The organism is Mesorhizobium sp. M1396 (assembly GCF_040317725.1).
GTDB lineage: Bacteria > Pseudomonadota > Alphaproteobacteria > Rhizobiales > Rhizobiaceae > Mesorhizobium.
In genome coordinates, this window is sequence record NZ_JAMYLA010000045.1 from 40,916 (window position 1) to 60,089 (window position 19,174).

At 64.1% G+C, this 19,174-nt stretch carries 18 protein-coding genes; 8 read left to right on the forward strand and 10 right to left on the reverse strand.

Translation table 11 applies throughout. The features are described from left to right. The first annotated feature begins 737 nt into the window (after positions 1-737). On the forward strand, positions 738-1,826 hold the full coding sequence (locus tag NKH02_RS25265; RefSeq protein ID WP_352882402.1) for a transporter substrate-binding domain-containing protein: 1,089 nt from the start codon (positions 738-740) through the stop codon (positions 1,824-1,826). A gap of 161 nt (positions 1,827-1,987) precedes the next feature. Here NKH02_RS25265 and NKH02_RS25270 read toward each other — a convergent pair whose 3' ends face one another. The 8 genes from NKH02_RS25270 to NKH02_RS25305 all read right to left on the reverse strand — a co-directional run bounded on the left by NKH02_RS25270 (position 1,988) and on the right by NKH02_RS25305 (position 11,138). After that, on the reverse strand, positions 1,988-2,974 hold the full coding sequence (locus tag NKH02_RS25270) for an ABC transporter permease (RefSeq protein ID WP_352882404.1): 987 nt from the start codon (positions 2,972-2,974) through the stop codon (positions 1,988-1,990). After that, entirely contained in the window at positions 2,971-3,948 is a 978-nt protein-coding gene (locus NKH02_RS25275) for an ABC transporter permease (protein ID WP_352872469.1), read from the reverse strand. Before NKH02_RS25275 ends, NKH02_RS25270 begins: the two co-directional genes overlap by 4 nt. After that, positions 3,945-5,501 carry a sugar ABC transporter ATP-binding protein gene (locus tag NKH02_RS25280; protein WP_352872468.1) on the reverse strand — a complete coding sequence of 519 codons (1,557 nt, stop codon included), beginning with the start codon at positions 5,499-5,501 and terminating at the stop codon, positions 3,945-3,947. Before NKH02_RS25280 ends, NKH02_RS25275 begins: the two co-directional genes overlap by 4 nt. Before the next feature lie 244 nt (positions 5,502-5,745). Continuing rightward, on the reverse strand, positions 5,746-6,780 hold the full coding sequence (locus NKH02_RS25285) for an ABC transporter substrate-binding protein (RefSeq protein WP_352872466.1): 1,035 nt from the start codon (positions 6,778-6,780) through the stop codon (positions 5,746-5,748). Between the two features lie 130 nt (positions 6,781-6,910). Next, entirely contained in the window at positions 6,911-7,825 is a 915-nt protein-coding gene (locus NKH02_RS25290) for a sugar phosphate isomerase/epimerase family protein (RefSeq protein WP_352882405.1), read from the reverse strand. A 38-nt stretch (positions 7,826-7,863) separates the two neighbouring features. Continuing rightward, on the reverse strand, positions 7,864-9,393 hold the full coding sequence (locus NKH02_RS25295; protein WP_352882406.1) for a mannitol dehydrogenase family protein: 1,530 nt from the start codon (positions 9,391-9,393) through the stop codon (positions 7,864-7,866). Next, the gene (locus NKH02_RS25300) at positions 9,390-10,172 is read right to left on the reverse strand and encodes an SDR family oxidoreductase (protein WP_352882407.1); all 783 of its coding nucleotides are present in this window, start codon (positions 10,170-10,172) and stop codon (positions 9,390-9,392) included. Before NKH02_RS25300 ends, NKH02_RS25295 begins: the two co-directional genes overlap by 4 nt. A gap of 78 nt (positions 10,173-10,250) precedes the next feature. Next, the gene (locus NKH02_RS25305) at positions 10,251-11,138 is read right to left on the reverse strand and encodes a MurR/RpiR family transcriptional regulator (protein ID WP_352872460.1); all 888 of its coding nucleotides are present in this window, start codon (positions 11,136-11,138) and stop codon (positions 10,251-10,253) included. 107 nt (positions 11,139-11,245) lie between these two features. Here NKH02_RS25305 and NKH02_RS25310 point away from each other — a divergent pair, with 107 nt between their 5' ends. Next, positions 11,246-12,433, forward strand: coding sequence for a Gfo/Idh/MocA family protein (locus NKH02_RS25310; protein WP_352882409.1), 1,188 nt, complete (start codon positions 11,246-11,248; stop codon positions 12,431-12,433). Between the two features lie 64 nt (positions 12,434-12,497). Here the strand turns inward: NKH02_RS25310 and NKH02_RS25315 are convergent, their stop codons facing one another. Together NKH02_RS25315 and NKH02_RS25320 are read right to left on the reverse strand one after the other, a co-directional pair. Beyond that, on the reverse strand, positions 12,498-12,776 hold the full coding sequence (locus NKH02_RS25315; protein ID WP_352873482.1) for an usg protein: 279 nt from the start codon (positions 12,774-12,776) through the stop codon (positions 12,498-12,500). Positions 12,777-12,799: 23 nt separating this feature from the next. Continuing rightward, positions 12,800-13,144, reverse strand: a complete 345-nt coding sequence (locus NKH02_RS25320; RefSeq protein ID WP_352882411.1) for a hypothetical protein — start codon at positions 13,142-13,144, stop codon at positions 12,800-12,802. Positions 13,145-13,478: 334 nt separating this feature from the next. On the opposite strand from NKH02_RS25320, the gene NKH02_RS25325 reads away from it, so the two are divergent. The 6 genes from NKH02_RS25325 to NKH02_RS25350 all read left to right on the forward strand — a co-directional run bounded on the left by NKH02_RS25325 (position 13,479) and on the right by NKH02_RS25350 (position 19,075). Continuing rightward, complete coding sequence (locus NKH02_RS25325; RefSeq protein WP_352882413.1) at positions 13,479-13,793, forward strand: co-chaperone GroES; 315 nt, start codon at positions 13,479-13,481, stop codon at positions 13,791-13,793. 57 nt (positions 13,794-13,850) lie between these two features. Beyond that, entirely contained in the window at positions 13,851-15,482 is a 1,632-nt protein-coding gene (groL, locus tag NKH02_RS25330) for a chaperonin GroEL (RefSeq protein ID WP_352882415.1), read from the forward strand. A gap of 66 nt (positions 15,483-15,548) precedes the next feature. Beyond that, positions 15,549-15,773 carry a hypothetical protein gene (locus NKH02_RS25335; protein WP_352873486.1) on the forward strand — a complete coding sequence of 75 codons (225 nt, stop codon included), beginning with the start codon at positions 15,549-15,551 and terminating at the stop codon, positions 15,771-15,773. Positions 15,774-15,846: 73 nt separating this feature from the next. Beyond that, the gene (locus NKH02_RS25340) at positions 15,847-16,566 is read left to right on the forward strand and encodes a DUF982 domain-containing protein (protein ID WP_352882417.1); all 720 of its coding nucleotides are present in this window, start codon (positions 15,847-15,849) and stop codon (positions 16,564-16,566) included. Positions 16,567-16,847: 281 nt separating this feature from the next. Continuing rightward, positions 16,848-17,732, forward strand: coding sequence for an AraC family transcriptional regulator (locus NKH02_RS25345; RefSeq protein WP_352873488.1), 885 nt, complete (start codon positions 16,848-16,850; stop codon positions 17,730-17,732). 278 nt (positions 17,733-18,010) lie between these two features. Continuing rightward, positions 18,011-19,075, forward strand: a complete 1,065-nt coding sequence (locus NKH02_RS25350; RefSeq protein ID WP_352873489.1) for an ABC transporter substrate-binding protein — start codon at positions 18,011-18,013, stop codon at positions 19,073-19,075. The last annotated feature ends 99 nt before the right edge of the window (positions 19,076-19,174 follow it).

Consider the following 19,174-nt stretch of genomic DNA (forward strand, 5'->3'; position numbering starts at 1 on the left):
GCGGATTGTCCGTCAAACGCGTAGCTCGACGACCACGAGCAGCCTGGGATGGGAGATGGTCCACAGCCTCAAAAGAAGAGCGGGCAGGGTCGAGCCCACGGGAGGCCGCATCAGCGGATGTCGATTTCCCTTTCCATGCTTAGCGCCCGTCCGCCCAAGCATGCAGCAATCCGCGGACGCGGATGCTGTTGCCAAAAAAAGCTGCATCCGAAGTCGGCCTGTAGCAAGAAAAAAGCGCCACAGCGCGGGTTGAATTTTGCAAATGCTTAATAATATGGAAAATAGTCTGGAGCTCGCGATGGTGTCTTAGCAGATACTAAAATGACACTGACGGAAAAGCCCTGCAATATATGAATATAACTTTTTTGCGTAATCCATGTCGTTTTGCAAATATATCATATTGTTGTTTCAAAGTCATACCAAATTGAAATGGCGGATCGCTTGATGACTTATTTTTTGATAGAGAATGTCCTGATGTGTTGTAATGGCGGTTTTCGTTACTGGCCAGGCCGTTGCATGCATCCGAAAGAAAAGCCGCCGGCACGACAGCCGTCACGACAGGTAGTTTTCCGAGCTGCCGCATGCCGCAAAACAGCCGATCGGACCGTCCTGCACTTGCCTGGCAACACCGCGCGAGGGCCGGTCGCCGCTCATGGACGCGCCAGCCTTTCCGGTTTCTGGCGATACTCCCTTGCCGTCCTCGACCGGGTTGAGATGCCAACAAGGAAAGGATCGCCATGCGGACCTGGTGCAGGCTAGCCGGCTCCTTCATTGTGCTCCTGATGTTGCTGTGGCCGCAAGTCGCAGCCCAGGCGCAACAGCCTGCCGAGTCCTTGAACGTCGGCCTCTTCGTCAACCCTCCCTTCGTCATGAAAGATAAGGGGCAGTTCACCGGCATGGCGGTCGATCTCTGGGAGGGCCTCGCGGCTAAACTCGGCCACCAGTATCGCTACGTCCAGTTCGACACCATTCACGATCTGGTTCTGGCGGCCGCTTCCGGCAGGATCGACGTAGCGGTCACAAATTTGACGATCAATCAATCCCGGGCCGAACTACTGGACTTCACCCAGCCCTGGTTTGACGGCGGCATGCGGATCATGACCAGCACGGATCGGGGAAAGGGCTTCGGCAACCTGATCGCGGGTCTTGGCGATGCCGGCTTCCTGACAGCCTATGCCTGGATCGCCTTGATCATTTTGGCTGTCACGGTCCTGCTTACCTTCTTCGATCGCCAGTTTGACGAGGCTTTTCCCAAGCGGTGGCGCGACGGCTTCGCCGAAAGCTTCTATACGGTGATGTCGGTCGCGACATCCGGCAAGTCGCCTTCGCGAAAGAACCTGTTCGGCTGGGTCGGCCGTATCTGGCAGGGGCTATGGCTGGTCTGTGGTATCGCTGTCCTTGCCTATGTCACCTCTTCGGTGACGAGCGTGATGACCACCCTTTCCCTCACGAACAAGATCAATGGCCTCGCCGATCTGACCGACAAGCCGATCGGTGTGCTGACGGGCACCGTCGAGGAGGATTTTGCCCGGCAACAGGGGCTTCAAACCCTCACCTACGCTGGGCTCGATCGCGCCGTCGAAGGTCTCGTGAATGGCGACGTGGCTGCGATCATCGCCGATGCCCCCGTTCTCGAATACCACGCCTACACCCATCCCGATCTACCGGTGAAGGTGGTCGGGCCAATGTTCGAGCCTGATAAGTACGGCTTCGCGCTTCCGCGACAGAGCCTCCTGACCCGACCACTAACGATAGAATTGCTTGGCGCTCATGATACGGGCGAGATCGATGATCTGCGGACCAAGTATTTTGGGTCTGATAAATGATGCTGGTGTGTCGATCGGCAGTGAAGCTTGGCCGCCCCCGACGCTCCTGACGAGGCTGGGAAACGGGCAAGTCGATAGGGCGACAGGGTGCATAAAAGTGCACTGTCACCGTAATTCAATTCCAATTCTCGACTGGCCGGTATGTGCCGCTAGGCCCGCGCCTACCGCTCCTCCACAATCCGCAAATACGCCGCCGTCACGAACAGCACGATCAGCCCAAACAGGATCCGCCTTGCGCCTTCGGGCATTTGCAGGATGGTCAGCAGGGTCGTCAGCACCGTCAGGATCAGCGCGCCGATGATGGTGCCGGTGTAGCCGCCGCGGCCGCCGAAGATCGAGGTGCCGCCGATTACGGCCGCCGCCACCGAGGGCAGCACCAGCGGTTCGGCGAGCGACAGCGATGGGGCCTTGATCAGGCCTATGTAGAGCAAGCCGGTGATGCCGGCGAGCACGCTGGAGGTGATGTAGAGCGCGGTGATGACCTGCCAGTATTGCACGCCGGACAGGCGCGTTGCGCGTTCATTGTCGCCGACGGCGTAGAGCAGGCGGCCAAAACCGGTGCGGGCGAGCGTGAAGACGATCAGCGCCGCCAGCGGCACGAACAGCAGCAGCGCGTTGGGGATGCCATATGTCAGGCCGGTGCCGAGCCAGGCCAGGAAGTCGGGGATTTTGGCGCCCGACGCAATCACCGTGCGCTGGTAGACCTGCAGGCAGCCGGTGCCGATCAGGCTGGTGCCCAACGTCATGATCAGCGGGTGGACGCGGAAGACGCCGACGCCGATGCCGTTGATAAGGCCGATCAGCACCGCCGGCATCATCGCCAGCAGGAAGGCCACCGCCGGGTCCTGGTTGACGACTTGCGTCGCCATGATGAAGGCGCTCATCGTCGCCACCGTGCCGACCGACAGGTCGATGCCGCCGGTCAGCATGGTCATGGTCTGGCAGCCGGCGAGGATCGCCAGCGGTATGGCGAATTTGATGGTGTTGGCGATCCAGCGCTCGTTGACGATGCCGGGGCGCAGGATCTGCAGGATCACCACCAGGATGACGAGCAGGATGATCAGCGGGACCAGCGGCCGGTCGGCCATGAAGCGCTTTACGCGGCGGCCCAGTGGCACGGATTGGGGAGTGATCGCGGTGGTGCTCATTGTTGCCGCTCCCGCATCGTAATAAACGCGCCGAACATCACCACGGCGACCATGATGGCGCCTTCGATGATGGCGGTGACGTTGGGGTCGATGGCAAGCAGCGTCAGGTCGGTGCGCACCAGCCGCAGCACGAAGACGGCGACGATGGGGCCGAGCAGGCCGCCCTTGCCGCCGCCGAGCGCCACGCCGCCCAGCACCACCGCCGCCACGCTGGCCAGCAGATAGGGGCCGGGAATGGGCGCGCCGATGCCGGTGCTCATGGTCAGTGCCAACCCGCCCATGGCCGCGAACAACCCCGACAGCGCATAGGCGATGATGCGGGTGCGCTTGACCGGCACGCCGCTGCGGAACGCCGCCAGTTCGCTCGAGCCGATCGCGTAGATGGAGAGGCCGAGGCGTGAGCGCCTGATCGGGATCCAGATGATGCAGAGGCAGACGACCAGCAGCAGCAGTGCCTTCGGCAGCCAGGCGTCGATACTGTCGGGCAGGCCGGGTATCGGCACGGTGCCCGAGATCAGCGCCTTCAGCCATTCGGCGGCACCGCCGCCCGGTGCGTCGAGCACCAGTAGGGCAGCGCCCTGCAGCACGAACAGGGTGGCGAGCGTCACGACGATGTCAGGCACGCGGGTGACGACGATCAGCATGCCGTTGACGGCGCCGAGCACGAAGCCCATGGCGAGCACGAAGGGCACCACGAACAGCGCGTATTCTTCCGAGGCGCCGGCCATCATCGAGGCGGCGGTGACGCTGGTCAGCGCCATCATGGCGGCGACCGACAGGTCGATGCCGCCGGCGATGACGACCACGGTCTGTGCGGCCACCGCAAAGGCGTAAGGCAAAACCGCCCGTGCGAGCGAACCGAAATCGCCACTGCCATAGGCCGGCTGGATCAGCTTTGTGATGATGAACAGGGCGACGAAGAGGGCGAACAGGCCGGCGACCCAGCCCCGGCGGCGCAAGAAGTGGCGGCTCATGGCGCCGCCCCCGGCGCGGTCGGCTCCGAAGTGCTCGACGTGGGATCGGCCAGAATGCCGATATCGGCCTTGGCGCCACGTGGCAGGCCATAGGCGGCGCGCATCAGCGCCGGCTCGTCGGCCTCCTCAACAGGGAAAATGTCGACGACGCGGCCACCGAAGATGACGATGACGCGGTCGCAGACACGCTGCACCTCTTCCAGCTCGGATGTGTAGAACAGCACCGACTTGCCGTGGCCGGCAAGCTCACGCACCAATTTGTAGATTTCCTGCTTGGTGCCGACATCGATGCCGCGCGTCGGGTCGAAGCACAGGATGGTGCGGGCGTCCGCGGCGATCCAGCGGGCGATGGTCACTTTCTGCTGGTTACCGCCGGACAGGCGCTGCACCTCGCCTTGCGCGCGGGTGTCGATCTGCAGGCGCTCGATGGCGCTGACCACTTTCGCGCGCTCCCGGCGCATGTTGATCGGCCCCCAGTTGCGCGGCGCGGCGCTGAAGGGCAGCGCGATGTTCTCGCGCACCGAGCGCTGCATGGCGAGCGCCTCGGCACGATCGCCCGGCACATAGGCGATGCCGGCGCGGATGGCGTCGATCGGGTGCGAGAATTTCACCGGGCTACCATCGACCTCTATCGTGCCGCCCGATGGCCGGATCGAGCCGGCCAGCGCCGCGAACAATTCGTCCTGGCCCTGGCCTTCGAGCGCGACGACGCCGGCCACCTCGCCGTCGGCCAGATCGAAGGAGACGTCGTTGAGCTTGGTGCCGACGCGCAGATTGCGCACGGCCAGACGCGGCCGGGCAGGGGCGGGGGCTGCTTTCTGGCCGGCGCTGCGGGCGGCGACGTGGGTCTTGACGATGCGGGTGCCGAGCATCAGCTCGACGATCTTTTCCTCGACCCCGGGCACGATATCGACGACGCCGACGGTCTCGCCGTCACGCAGCACGGTGGCGCGGTCGCAGAGTGCCGAGATCTCGACGAAGCGGTGGGAAATGAAGATCACGGCGCGGCCGCTGTCGCCCTGGCGGCGCACCACTTCCAGCACCTTTTCGGCGAGGTTGGCGGGCAAGGCTGCCGTCATCTCGTCGAGAAGCAGCACATCGGGCTCGACGGCCAGCGCGCGCGCCAAGTCGAGCACGCGCAGCACAGCCAGCGGAATGTCGCGCGCGGTGTCGCGGATATCGAGGTCGGGAATGCCGAGTTCGCGCACCCAGGCGCGGAACGGTTCGACCGGCGTGCCGGTCAGCCGCAGATTGGACAGCACGTCGAGATCGGGGATCAGCGACGGCTCCTGGTAGACGGGCAGCAGGCCGGCGCGGCGCGCGGCGGCGGGCGAGCGTATGTCGCGGGCCTCGCCACGGATCAGGATGCGGCCGGCATTGGCTGATATGGCGCCGGTCAGGATCTTCACCAGCGTCGACTTGCCGGCGCCATTGGCGCCCATCAGCGCGTGCACTTCGCCCGGCAGCACGGAGAGCGACGCGTTGCGAAGGGCTGCAACGGCGCCGTAATGCTTGGCGACGCCTGACGCGTCGAGGAGGGAGTTGCTGGTCAAATGGTTTGGGTCTCGATTTCTGTGGCCTGTTTAATCCAGCAGTACGCCAGGCTTGCGCGCGGCGTACTGCTGAGAGGCTCTGCCTTCTCCCCTTGTGGGAGAAGGTGGCCTCGCGAAGCGAGGTCGGATGAGGGGTATTTCAGGGAATGCCGACGTCTCACTCCGCTGGAACACCCGTCATCCGTCTCGGCGCTGCGCGCCGATCCACCTTCTCCCACAAGGGGAGAAGGCAGAAGCGCGGTTCTTACTCGCCCGGCCCCTTGCACGCCACGATCTGTTCCTTGGTATACGTCGTCCAGTCGGGGATCGAGATCGAGACCGGCCATTCCGGGCTGAGCGATGGATCGGCGGCGGCCTTCAACTTGGCCTTGCCTTCCTCGGTGGCGTTCTCCCACAGTTGCGGCTCGACTAGCACGGTCTGCTGTGCCGGCTTTTTGCCGTCGAGGATCTGCAGGGCGAGCGTCACGCCGGCGCCGCCGATCGAGCCGGGATTGGTCACCGCCGCACCGACGAGGTCCTTGACCGAGCTCAGCTGGCCGACGAAGCCGGCATTGTCGGCGCCGACCACCGGCACCAGCGGGGCCTGCGATTCGACCAGCGCGTCGACGATGACGTTGTCGATGCCGGAGGTCCACACGCCGTTGATCGGCGTGCCGGTGGCGAGGAAGGACAGCATCTGCTGCTTGGCCTGATCCTGCTGCCAGCCGGTGAAGACTTCCTGCGCGACCTTCACGTCGGGGAATTCGGCCAGCGCCTTCTTGAAGCCTTTGTCACGATCGCTGTCGGCGGAAGCGCCGGCCGCGCCACGCATGTAGAACACGTCGCCCTTGCCGCCCATCTGGCCGAACAGCCACTTGGCGCCGAGATAGGCGTACTGTTCCTGATTATTGGAGATGATGTAGGCCGACGGTTCGGTGACCGCCTGGTCGACCGCGACGACGACGATGCCGGCCTTGGTGGCTTCCTCGAGGCCCGCCTTGATGCCGGCCGGATCGGCGGGATTGACGACGATGGCGTCGACCTTGGCGCTGATCAGGTTGCGGATGTCTTCAAGCTGGCCGGCGGCATCCGTGTTGCGGTGGGCGATGTTGAGCTTGGCGACCTCGCCGGAAGCCAGCGCCTGTGCCTTCATGGCGCAGACCATCTCCTCGCGCCAGCCATTGCCCTGCACGGTGTTGGAGATGCCGATCGTGTATTTGCCGGCGGCGGACGAGACGCCCACCGAGGCCAGCAAGGCAGCACCCGCAAGCAGTGGGACCGTGGTCAGTATTTTCTTCATTTCAGACTTCCTCCACATTGTTTTTCAGTTCAGTTCCAAGTCGTTGAAGCGCAACGCTTAGACAGAAATTCAGGCGCTGCGCTTCAACTCGTTGTTCTCTACATGTCTTTGTCGACCTGTATTTCCGCCGTCATTTGACGAAGGGACGCAGCACGTCGCGGGCGAGCAGGAAACCCCGCTTGACCTGATCGTCGCTGCCTTCAAATCGCCGATCCTCGTGCTCGATGATGATGGGGCCGTCATAGCCGGCACGGTAGAGGCCGGAGAAGAAGCTGCTCCAGTCGACATCGCCCAGCCCCGGCATGCGCGGCACCTGCCAGCCTATGCCGGAAGACAGGATTCCGCGCTCGTACAAACCATCATGATCAATCATCAGGTCCTTGGCGTGGACATGCAGCATATAGGGGCCGAATTCCCTGATGAAACGAGCCTGGTCGATCATCTGCCAGACCAGGTGCGACGGGTCGAAATTCATGCCGACATCGCCGCCCCAGGTTTCGAGGATGCGGCGCCAGACCTGCGGCGAATAGGCGATGTTGTGCCCGCCCGGCCACTCGTCATAGCTGAAGATCATCGGGCAGTTCTCGAAGGCGAGCTTGACGCCATGGTCGCGCGCATAAGCGACGATTTCAGGCCAGACCTTTAGCGCCTCCTGCCAGTTGACGTCGACGGTCTTCGACGCATCGCCGCCGCAGAAGGTGTTGACGACAGGCACGCCCATATTGGCTGCCAGCACGATCACCTTCTTCAGATGGGCGATGACCGCTTTGCGGTGGGCGGCATCGGGATGCAGCGGGTTGGGGTAGTAGCCGAGGCCGGAGATGGCGAGATTCTTTTCCGCCAGCGAGGCGACGATCTCTTTCGCCTGTGCGGCGGAAGTCGAGGCGGCGTCGATATGGCTTGTGCCGGCATAGCGGCGGCTGGCGCCGGAGGATTTCGGCCAGCAGGCGATTTCCAGCGCCTCGAAGCTGGCCGCGCTTGCCCAGCCGGCGACCTCGCCAAGCGGCGTCTCCGCGAACGGTGCGGTGAGCACTCCAAGTTTCATGCTGCCTCCCCTGGTTGTGAATTCACGACCGACTTCCACTATGCCGATTGCGCGCGCCGCTTCAACCGTGAGGCGTCAGCTTGTTCAAGACTGTGCCTGACGGCCGCCATCGGATCGTCCGATAGCAGTTCGCCAAGCGCTGATGTGACGGCCCTGCGGAAAATATCGTTCGCGGCAAGGCCGGGGTCGAAAATGGTGTCGATGGCAAGGATGCCGGCGGCCAGCGCCTGCGCATCGTCGCCGGTTGCCTCGGCGATCGCGGCGACCTTGCCGGCAAAGGGGTCCGACACTGGCCAACGCCTGCCGAACCGCGCCGAGGCCTGGATCAGATAGGCCATCCAGCCGGCGACCGGCACCGAAAGCAGGCCGATGCTTTCGCCTTGGCTCAATCGGTCGCGGATCGGGTTGAGCAGACGCTGCACGATCTTCTGCGAGCCGTCCGTGGCGATCTGGTGGTTGCGGTGGCGGATCGCGATGTTGCGCAAGCGGCCGAGGCTTTGCTCGACATAGGCCAGCGGCTCGATGCCCGGTACCGTCGGCAGCGTCGGCAGCGTTTCCTCGACAAGCATGCGCCGCACGAAGGCGGCCAGGAGGGGGTCGGCGATGGCATCTGATGTGTGTTCGAGGCCGGCCAGAACGCCGAGCGTGGCGAGCGTCGTCTGGGCGCCGTTGAGCACCCGCATCTTGAGATGCTCGAACGGCGTGACGTCGTCGACGAAGCTGGCCCCGACGAGATCCCAGCGCGGCACGCGGCCGGCGAATTTGTGCTCGATCACCCATTGCCGGAACGGCTCGCCGACGGCAACGGCGGCATCGCGGTAACCGAACCACTGCTCGACGCTGTCGAGATCATCCTGCGTCACCGCCGGCGCGATGCGATCGACCATGGCCGAGGGGAAAGCGGCGTTGGCTTCGATCCACTCGGCCAGGCCATTGCCGCGCCGCTCGGCAAAAGCCCGCACGACATTGGCCAGGATGATGCCGTTGGTCGGGATGTTGTCGCAGGAGAGCAGCGTCAACGGCCGCCCATGCGTCGCCCTGCGCAGCTCCAGCGCCCGCGCCAATAGACCGGGCACGCTGCGTGGCGTTGCGGGGTTGGCGAGGTCATGGACGATGTCGGGGTGGCGAGAATCGAGTTCGCCGCTCGATGGGATGTGGCAATAGCCTTTCTCGGTCACCGTCAGCGTTACCAGATCGATGTCGGGCGAGGACAGCACATGTAGCGCCGGCGCGGCGCTGGCCTGGCTGTCGACCACCCCAACGATGCTGCCGATGACACGTGCCTCGATGAGGCTGTTGTCGCGGATCAGCCTGGTATAGAGGCCGCCTTGCCGGCCGAGCGTGTCGGCGAGGCCGGGTGGGCGGATGTTGATGCCGACCACGCCCCAGCGGTCGAACCGGATCGACAAGAGGTCGTCGGTGTACTCGGCCTGGTGGCAGCGATGAAAGGCGCCGACGCCGAGATGCGCCATGCCGGGTGCGAGGACTGTACGGTCGTAGGACGGTGTCTGGACAGCTGCGGGAAGCCTCTCCAGCAATGCCGGGCTGAGCGTTTCGAGGGCGTTCACCTGTTCGCCCCGATCACCCACTGTTCCTGGTCGATCAGCGTGCCGGTCATCGGGCCGGCCGCGTCGGAAAGCAGGAAGCCGGCAAGGTTGGCGATGTCGTTCGTAGAAAACAGACGGCCGAAGGGCTGGGAGGCGTTCGCGGCATCGAGCCAGCCGGGACCATTGCCCAGCGTCTCGGCCTGCATGACGCGCTCGGCCGGCGTGTCGGTCCAGCCGACATTGATGCCGTTGACGCGGATGCGGTCGAAACGGTGGGCATTGGCGGCGTTCTTGGTCAGCGTCGCCAGCGCGCCCTTGCTGGCGGAATAGACGGCAAGCTCCGGCGAGCCGCAATGGGCGTTGATCGACAGGATGTTGACGATCGCGCCGCCCTGGCCGCGCTTCTTCATATCGGCGATGGCCGCCTGCATGAGGAAGAACGGTGCGCGTGCATTGACCGCGAACAGCGAGGCCCAGTCGTCGAGATCGGCATCGAGGAAGGAGGCGCGGTCGGTCAGGCCGGCGGCGTTGACCAGCGCGTCGATGCGGCCGAAGCGGTCGACGCAGGCTTGCGCCAACAGGGCAGGGGTTGCCGGGTCGGCGAGGTCGGCGGCGACGAACATCGTCGGTGTGCCGAGCTGCGAAAGCTCCGCCGCCACGGCGTCGCCACGCGTCTTCTCGCGCCCGGTGACCAGCAGGCCAGCCGCGCCGGAGCGCGTCAGCGTCTCGGCGATGGCGAGGCCGATGCCTTGCGTCGAGCCGGTGACCAGCGCCACCTTTCCGTTGAGTTGAAGCTCCATTCCTCCTCCCGGAACAAAGTTTCTATTTTTAGAAATATGGAACGTCAATTCCCGATAGTCAATTGTGCCAGCAGCATCTCATTTGCTGCGCCGCGCGACGACACCATGGACCAGCGCCATGCCGACCGCTAGCGACGCCGCCAGCGAGCGGAAGCCGCCGAAGTCCGATTCCACCACTTCCAGCCAGCTGTCCGACAGCCGGACCAGCGGGCTGAAGGTGCTGTCGGTGATGGTGACGATGCGGGCCCTGCGCTCATGCGCCACCGCGACGAGGTCGGGAGTGATCGAATTGTAGGGGCTGAAAGAGACTGCCAACACGGCATCCTGCCTGCCGATGCAGCCGAGCTGGTCGAGTGCCGAGGAGCCGACATTGTCGACCAGCACGTTGCGCACGCCTTGTTGCGACAGCGTCAGCGACAGGTAAGTGGTGACGGGGAAGGCGCGTTTGGAGCCGATGACATAGATCAGGTCGGCGGCCGCCAGCAGCGCCACCATCTTCTCGAAACTCTCGACGTCGAAGCCGCTCTCGATGCGGCCAAGCGAAGCCTGCGAGGCGCCGACCATGCCGTGCAGGAAATGCAGGTTGGGTTCGGCCTCGGTCCGTTGCTCGCCGCGCCCTTCCGGCCACGATCCCTTGACGTGGTCCTTGAACAGACCCTGGAAATCGGAAAACCCGGCATAGCCGAAGATCTGGGCAAACCGCACCAGCGTCGACGGCTGGACGCCAGCCTGCGCCGCCACCTGCGCGATGGTGCCGAGCGCGACATCGCTCGGATGCTGCCACAGGAAGATGGCGACCTGGCGCAGCCGCTTGGGGAAATGCACGGTGCCTGAAGACAGCACCGCGCGCAGTTCCTCATAGGTCTGCGGCTGGATGTAACCGAGGGCGGCCAGCGAGCGTCCGCGCTTGCGCGTCGCCGCCTCGTCGGCGCTGGATCGACCGGATCTTTTGCCTGCCCCACTCATGATTTCAGGCTAGCGCGGCACGATCGTTTTACAATATGCAAATTGGAAATTGTGTTCGAAAGTGCTAGCGGCCTCATGGGATTGCACCTGCCGAGAGGAGTTTGAAAATGGTCTATGCAACATCGGATGGATCGACGCGCCAACGTTTGCGGGTCGGCATGGTGGGTGGCGGCCGTGGTGCCTTCATCGGCGCCGTGCATCGGCTGGCCATGCGCCTTGACGACCAGATCGCGCTGGTGGCCGGCGCGCTGTCCTCCGATCCGGAGAACGCTGCCGCCTCGGCCGCCGAGATCGGCATCGCGCCGGAGCGCAGCTATGCCGACTATCGCGTCATGGCAAAGGCAGAAGCCGCGCGGCCGGATGGCATCGAGGCGGTGGTCATCGTCACGCCCAATCATTTGCACGCGCCGATCGCGACCGCTTTTCTCGAAGCAGGCATCGACGTGATCTGCGACAAGCCGCTGTCGACGACGCTGGCCGACGCCGAAGCGCTGGTGGCGCTCGCGAAGGCGAAAAAGCGTCGCTTCGTCGTCACCCTCAACAACACCGGCTACGCAATGGTGCGGCAGGCGCGCGAAATGGTGGCGGCGGGCGAGCTTGGGCGGATCGTGTCGGTGCATGGTTCGTATATCCAGGACTGGCTGACCAAAGCGATTGACGCCGAGGGCCAGAAACAGGCGGAGTGGCGCACCGATCCGGCGCGCGCCGGGCAGTCGGCTGTGCTGGCCGATATCGGCGTGCATGCCTTCAACCTCGCGAGCTTCATCTCGGGCTGCGAGGTCGAGGCGGTGTCGGCCGATCTTTTCACCGCCGTGCCGGGACGCCGGCTCGACGACAACGCGCATGTGCTGATGCGCTGGACCGGCGGCGCGCGCGGCACCATCCTGGCCAGCCAGACATCACCCGGCCACTACAATGATCTCTCGGTGCGCGTCTATGGCGACAAAGCCGGGCTCGAATGGTCGGGCGCGCGGCCGGAGGAACTGCGCTTCTCCCGCTATGGCGAGGAAACCCGCGCGCTGGTGCGCGGCGGCCATGGCTCGACCGCTGAAAGCCAGCGTGTCTCGCGCATGCCGGCAGCGCATCCGGAGGGCTATATCGAGGCCTTCGCCAATTTCTACCGCGACGCCGCCGACATCGTCCGCGCCCATCGCTCGGGCGCGGTCGTGGATGCAGCTCGTGCCGCGCAGGTGCCCGATGTCGTCGACGGCGCCCGCGGCGTGAAGTTCGTCGCGGCGGCGGTGGATTCGAACGCGGCGGGTGGTGCGTGGACGGCGGCAAGGTTTGCGGGATAGCCTTGTCACCGGCATCGCGCTCGACGAAACGGGGGCGCGCTGCCACCGCATGGCCAAGCATACCCTAGTGGATGGCGATGATGCCGTCGACGGCCCGCCATTCCGACGGCTGGATGAGCCGGTGGTGAGCGACGCGGACCGAGTGCAGCGGGCCGTCGAGCTCGCGCTCCCAATAATGGAGAAAGCCCTTGAGTTCGGGAAATGCCGGGGCGAGATCATAGTCCTGCCAGACATAGAGCTGAAGCAAGCTCGGATGGTCGGGCAGGCGATAATGAATCTCTGCCGTGGTCAGGCCATACCCCTCCATCTGGAGGCGGAATTCCTTGCTGACGCTCGCGACCATTCGTTACTCCTTTCTGTCGGATATCAGGCACCCAGCCTGTCGAAGAGGTGAGGGAACTCGCCGGGCGGCTGAGGTGGCGCCGAGGCGTCGCCATCGAGCTTGAACAGCGCGTCCATGATCTGGTCGAACGACACCGGTTGCCTGGCGCCCGGTGGTTGGCGCAGTGCCGGCATGGAATAGACGGCGCAGGCATCTGACGCCCAGGAAGACAGGATCGCGCGCTTTTCCAGCAGGTCGAGTGTGTCGTTGCTCAGCACCTCTTCGGGATGCTTGAAATGGCTGGCCGGCTGGAGCAGGCGGTCAAGCGCGAGGTCGGATGTTTCGACGGCCGGGGTGGAAGTGATCGGTGAATAAGTCTGTCGTTCCATCGATGTGCTCCGTCTGCGAACAACTCCTTGGGAGGGTAAGCGGTTCCGGCGCCCGCGATGGCGCCGGCGGGAGATAATTTGTTGGATGGTGGCAGAAAATTCAAGCGGCGGCCCGGCGTCCCTCGCGAAATAAGCCTCCGTTAACAGGCTTTTGGCACTCGCAGTGCTCGAGTGCTAATTTTTTTCGCCGGGCTCTTGAAACCGAAAACCGGCAAAACTAGCTCGATATGCGCCGCGATGCCTGATGAAGGGTCGCAGCGTTCCGCACCGGTCCGATATTGCCGGTTCGGCGCGGAGGAACCGCAAAAATCTGTTTGTCCATGAGGAGAACGACATGGCGTTCCGTCCACTGCATGACCGTATTCTGGTCCGCCGCATCGAAGCCGAGGAGAAGACCTCCGGCGGCATCATCATCCCCGACACCGCCAAGGAAAAACCGCAGGAAGGCGAAGTGCTCGCCGTGGGCCCCGGCGCACGCGACGACAGCGGCAAGCTTGTCGAACTCGACGTCAAGGTCGGCGACCGCATCCTGTTCGGCAAATGGTCCGGCACCGAGATCCGGCTCGACGGTCAGGATCTGCTCATCATGAAGGAAAGCGACGTGATGGGCGTGATCGAGCAGGCCGAGCAAGTGAAGAAGGCTGCATGATGGCTTCTTCGAAATCCAACCAGTCAACGAATGCCGCCGAGATGAAGGAGTGATCCAATGGCTGCCAAAGAGGTGAAATTCCATACCGAAGCGCGCGAGAAGATGCTGCGCGGCGTCGACATCCTCGCCAACGCGGTGAAGGTGACGCTCGGCCCCAAGGGGCGCAACGTCGTTATCGACAAGTCGTTCGGCGCGCCGCGCGTCACCAAGGACGGCGTGACGGTGGCGAAGGAGATCGAACTCGAGGACAAGTTCGAGAACATGGGCGCGCAGATGGTGCGTGAGGTGGCGTCCAAGACCAGTGATATCGCCGGCGACGGCACCACGACGGCGACCGTGCTTGCGCAGGCCATCGTCAAGGAAGGTGCGAAGGCCGTGGCCTCGGGCATGAACCCGATGGACCTGAAGCGCGGCATCGACAAGGCCGTGGAGGCGGTGGTGGCCGAGCTGAAGGCCAATGCCCGCAACGTGACCAGGAACGACGAAATCGCGCAGGTCGGCACCATTTCGGCCAATGGCGATGCCGAGATCGGCCGCTTCCTCGCCCAGGCGATGGAAAAGGTCGGCAATGAAGGGGTGATCACAGTCGAGGAAGCCAAGACCGCCGAGACCGAACTCGAAATTGTCGAAGGCATGCAGTTCGACCGCGGCTATCTCTCGCCCTATTTCATCACCAACCAGGACAAGATGCGCGTGGAGCTCGACGAGCCCTATGTGCTGATCCACGAGAAGAAGCTCTCCAACCTGCAGGCGATGCTGCCCGTGCTCGAAGCTGCGGTGCAGGCTTCCAAGCCGCTGCTGATCATCGCCGAGGACGTCGAGGGTGAGGCGCTGGCGACGCTCGTCGTCAACAAGCTGCGCGGCGGCCTCAAGGTCGCGGCCGTCAAGGCACCGGGCTTCGGTGATCGCCGCAAGGCCATGCTGGAGGATATCGCCATCCTGACCGGCGGCACCGCGATCAGCGAGGATCTCGGCATCAAGCTCGAGAATGTGACGCTGCAGATGCTGGGTCGCGCCAAGAAGGTGGTGATCGAGAAGGAGAACACCACCATTGTCGACGGTGTCGGGCGCAAGGAAGAGATCCAGGGTCGCATTGCCCAGATCAAGGCGCAAATCGAGGAGACGACTTCCGACTATGATCGCGAGAAGCTGCAGGAGCGGTTGGCCAAGCTCGCCGGTGGTGTCGCCGTCATCCGCGTCGGCGGCTCGACGGAGGTCGAGGTCAAGGAGCGCAAGGACCGCGTCGACGACGCACTGCACGCGACTCGCGCCGCGGTGGAGGAGGGCGTGCTGCCCGGCGGCGGCGTTGCGTTGCTGAGGGCCGCCAAGGCGCTCGATGCCGTGCAGACCGACAATGCGGACCAGCGAACCGGAGTCGAGATCGTGCGCCGCGCCATCGAAACGCCGGTCCGCCAGATCGCCGAGAATGCAGGCGCGGAGGGCTCGATCATCGTCGGCAAGCTGCGCGAGAAGAGCGAGTTCGGCTGGGGTTGGAACGCCCAGACAAACGAATTCGGCGATCTCTTCGGCCAGGGCGTGATCGATCCTGTCAAGGTGGTACGCGCGGCTCTTCAGGACGCGGCATCGGTCGCCGGCCTGCTCGTGACCACCGAAGCGATGGTGGCCGAGAAGCCGAAGAAGGAAGCCGCCACCCCGGCCATGCCGGCCGGCGCCGGTATGGACTTCTGAGGTCGCGGCCAATCCGCCCGCTCCCCGTGGGGAGCGGGCATCAGTCGAAGAAAAGTGGAGGTAGACATGGACGCAATGGCTGGCCTCGGATCCGTACCGGCGCCGACGCATCAGGCAAAGGAATTCCTGGCCTACGAGACCGAATGCAGGAGCGCGCTGCAGCCGCTGCTGGCACGGCTGCTCGACATGGCCGAAACCGCCGGCTGGAACCGGCGTACCGCGGCGTCGACGCTGATGTTCCTTGCCGCGCAGCAGGTGTCGGCGGCCGCCGGGGCATCCGTCGGCGGCTGAATTGACGATCGCTGTTTAGCGATCTTCGTTCTGTTGCATGCGACGAAAACATTGCTGTTGTGGAGGTGGAGACGTGATTGCGGGCCGGTTGCGTGAATGCCTGAAAATTCTGAGATGGGAGGCGGGCGACCTGGCGGCCGAACTTGGCCGTCCGCAAAGCGAGGTCGCGTCCTGGCTTGATGGCCGCAATCCGTCTCCGCTTGCCGTCGTCGCTTGGCTGGAGGCGCTGGTGAAGGCGCACAGGGCGCTGCCGGCGCCGGGCCGATGCGTTCCGTCGCTCGACGCTGCCAATGTCGGGCCGGCCAAGATCGAACTGACCGGATCGAGCCTGCCAGGACCGAACTGGGCGGCGATCCGGGCGCGATCGGCGGCGCCGAAGCGGCTATTCAATCCTCGATACAAGACGTCCAGCCCCATCCACCCTATCCCCGGCGGGCCGCGCTCTTCGGTCTTCGGTCCGCCGCAGGTCCTGCACAATCGAGAGGAGGCACAAGCCATGAATCGCGGGCAGTTTGAGGAACCGGTCACCCTTCTGGTCGGAATGGGTTTTCCGAGGAAGATCGACAGCGTGATGGAAGCCTATGCCCTGCTTCAGGACTGGCCGACCGCCAGCCGCAACGGCGCTCATGCCGTCGCGCTCAACGCTTGCAAGGCCGGCATCGCCGGTGAGATCGACCCGGAGACGGTGCGGGCCACCCTGGTCACCTTCGCGCGCCGCAACGAGATACTCGTGCCGGATATGGTGTCGCCGCCCGCAGCGGTAGCGAATGGTGCGCTGCACGAGGTGAGGTAACGACGACGCATGACCGATCCGGGCGTTGCCGATGGTTCGAAGAAACCGTCAGCCATGGGCTCCGGGTGCCTTGGCGGCTTTACAGCCGGAGGCATCTTTCCCAGCAGCCGTTCTCTTGACCACAAAAACGTCAAAAAAGTATCGGTCAGATGGACAGACCGTGGTGGCGGCGGCAGGGATTGCCGCCTAAGCTTTGATCACTGCAGAGAGCGGCATACGCGGCCTGCGGAGAGGACACTGCAACTGGTCGCATGACTGGACCGGTGTCGGGAGGAACAGGCATGAATCCGGACTTGGAAGTCGTCCAGATCAGACACGGTGAGTCGTTCAAGGCGTGGGCTCACGGCTATCCCTTCCGCACCGTGCGTTGGCACTTCCACCCCGAATACGAGATCCACCTGGTCGTCGCCACCACCGGCCGCTACTTCGTCGGCGACTTTATCGGTGAGTTCGAGCCGGGCAATCTGGTGCTCACCGGCCCCAATCTGCCGCACAACTGGGTCAGCGACGTACCGCCGGGCGAAAGCGTGCCGCTACGCGGACGTGTCGTCCAGTTCTCGGAAGCATTCATCGCCGAATCGACGGCGGCCCTTCCCGAACTCGCCGCCTGCGCCGGTATCCTGGAAATCAGCCGTCGCGGCGCGCTGTTCTCGCCGGCGACGGCCGAGCTTGCCGCACCGCTGCTTGCCGAACTGGTCGAGGCGCAGGGCGTGCGCCGCCTCTCGCTGTTCATGGGCGTGCTGGACATTTTGAGCCGAGCCAGCGATGTGCGCACGCTGACCAGCGCCGGTTATCTTCCCGATCCCTCCGGTTTCATGTCGGCGGGTATCAACAAGGCGCTGGCCTACATCAATGGGCATTTGACCGAGCCGTTCAGCGAAGGCGACCTCGCCGAAATCGCCGGGCGCAGCCCCAGCGCGTTTTCGCGCAGCTTCCGTCGCCACACCGGTATGGCGCTGGTGGAATATGTCAACCGGCTGCGCATCAACCTCGCCTGCCAGCTGTTAATGAGCGAAGGCCAGATGTCGATCACCGAGATCTGCTACGCCGCCGGCTACAACAATATCTCGAACTTCAACCGCCGGTTCCTGGCGCAAAAGGGCATGTCGCCTTCGCGTTTCAGGGCGTTGCTGGCGGAAAACATCAATGCGGAGATTGCCGCCTAACAGGGAGGAACCGGGAGGAGCCGAGACTTAGGGAAGGAATAACGCGGTGTGCGCTCAATGCGCCCCGTGCTGGAGATCGCTTGTCCTGAAATCCAGCAATACGGGCTGATCGCCTTCGATCATGCCCAGGAGGATACGTTCGCGGCTGGCTGGGGATCGAGGCAGATCCGTCAGAGAGGCGCAGATCGCACTCCTCGCAACAGTCGGACTTGAAGTCAAGCTGGCGCCACGTGGCGTTCAGGTTTCGTGAAACCATTTTTTGAAACGGAGACATTCGAATGACCAGATTTGCTTGGAAATCGACCAGTGCGGCAGCGCTCGCACTCTCTCTCCTCGGCGGCACGGCCGCCTTTGCCGAGCCCGTCACCGACGCAACCGTCGCCTTCCTGATGCCCGACCAGGCCTCGACCCGCTACGAGCAGCACGATTATCCCGGCTTCGCCGCCGAGATGAAGAAGCTGTGCCCTGGCTGCAAGGTGCTCTACCAGAACGCCGATGCCGACGCCTCGCGCCAGCAGCAGCAGTTCAACTCGGTGATCTCGCAAGGCGCCAAGGCGATCGTGCTCGACCCGGTCGACTCGACCGCCGCCGCCTCGCTGGTCAAGCTGGCGCAGAGCCAGGGCATCAAGGTCATCGCCTATGACCGGCCGATCCCGACGGCACCGGCCGACTTCTATGTCTCGTTCAACAATGAAGGCATAGGCAAGGCCATCGCCGACTCGCTGGTCGAGCACCTGAAGGCGCTCAAGGTCGATCCGGCGACCGGCGGCGTCTTGCAGATCAACGGCTCGCCGACCGACGCGGCGGCAGGCCTGATCAAGAAGGGCATCCACGAAGGTCTCGACAATAGCGGCTACAAAATCCTGGCCGAATACGACACGCCGGAATGGGCTCCGCCGAAGGCGCAGCAGTGGGCCGGCGGCCAGATCACCCGCTTCGGTCCGAAGATCCTCGGCGTGGTCGCGGCCAACGACGGCACCGGTGGCGGCGCCATCGCGGCCTTCAAGGCCGCCGGCGTCGATCCGGTGCCGCCGGTGACCGGCAATGACGCGACGATCGCGGCACTGCAGCTGATCATCGCCGGCGACCAGTACAACACCATCTCCAAGCCGAGCGAGATCGTGGCGGCGGCTGCCGCCAACGTCGCCATCAAGCTGCTTTCGGGCGAGACGCCGAAGGCCGAGATGACGCTGTACGACACGCCCTCGCAGCTGTTCACGCCGGCGGTGGTGACGCAGGAAAACCTGAAGGCCGAGATCATCGACAAGAAGATCAACACCGCGGCCGAACTCTGCGTCGATCGTTACGCGGAAGGCTGCAAGAAGCTGGGCATCGGGAACTGACCGCGACCCTTGCCCGCTCCGCTGTGTGGGCCCCCCCCCCGGGGGCCCACCGCGCTCAATACACGGAACCGGTTTTTTAAAGGATCAGGGCGGTTGCTT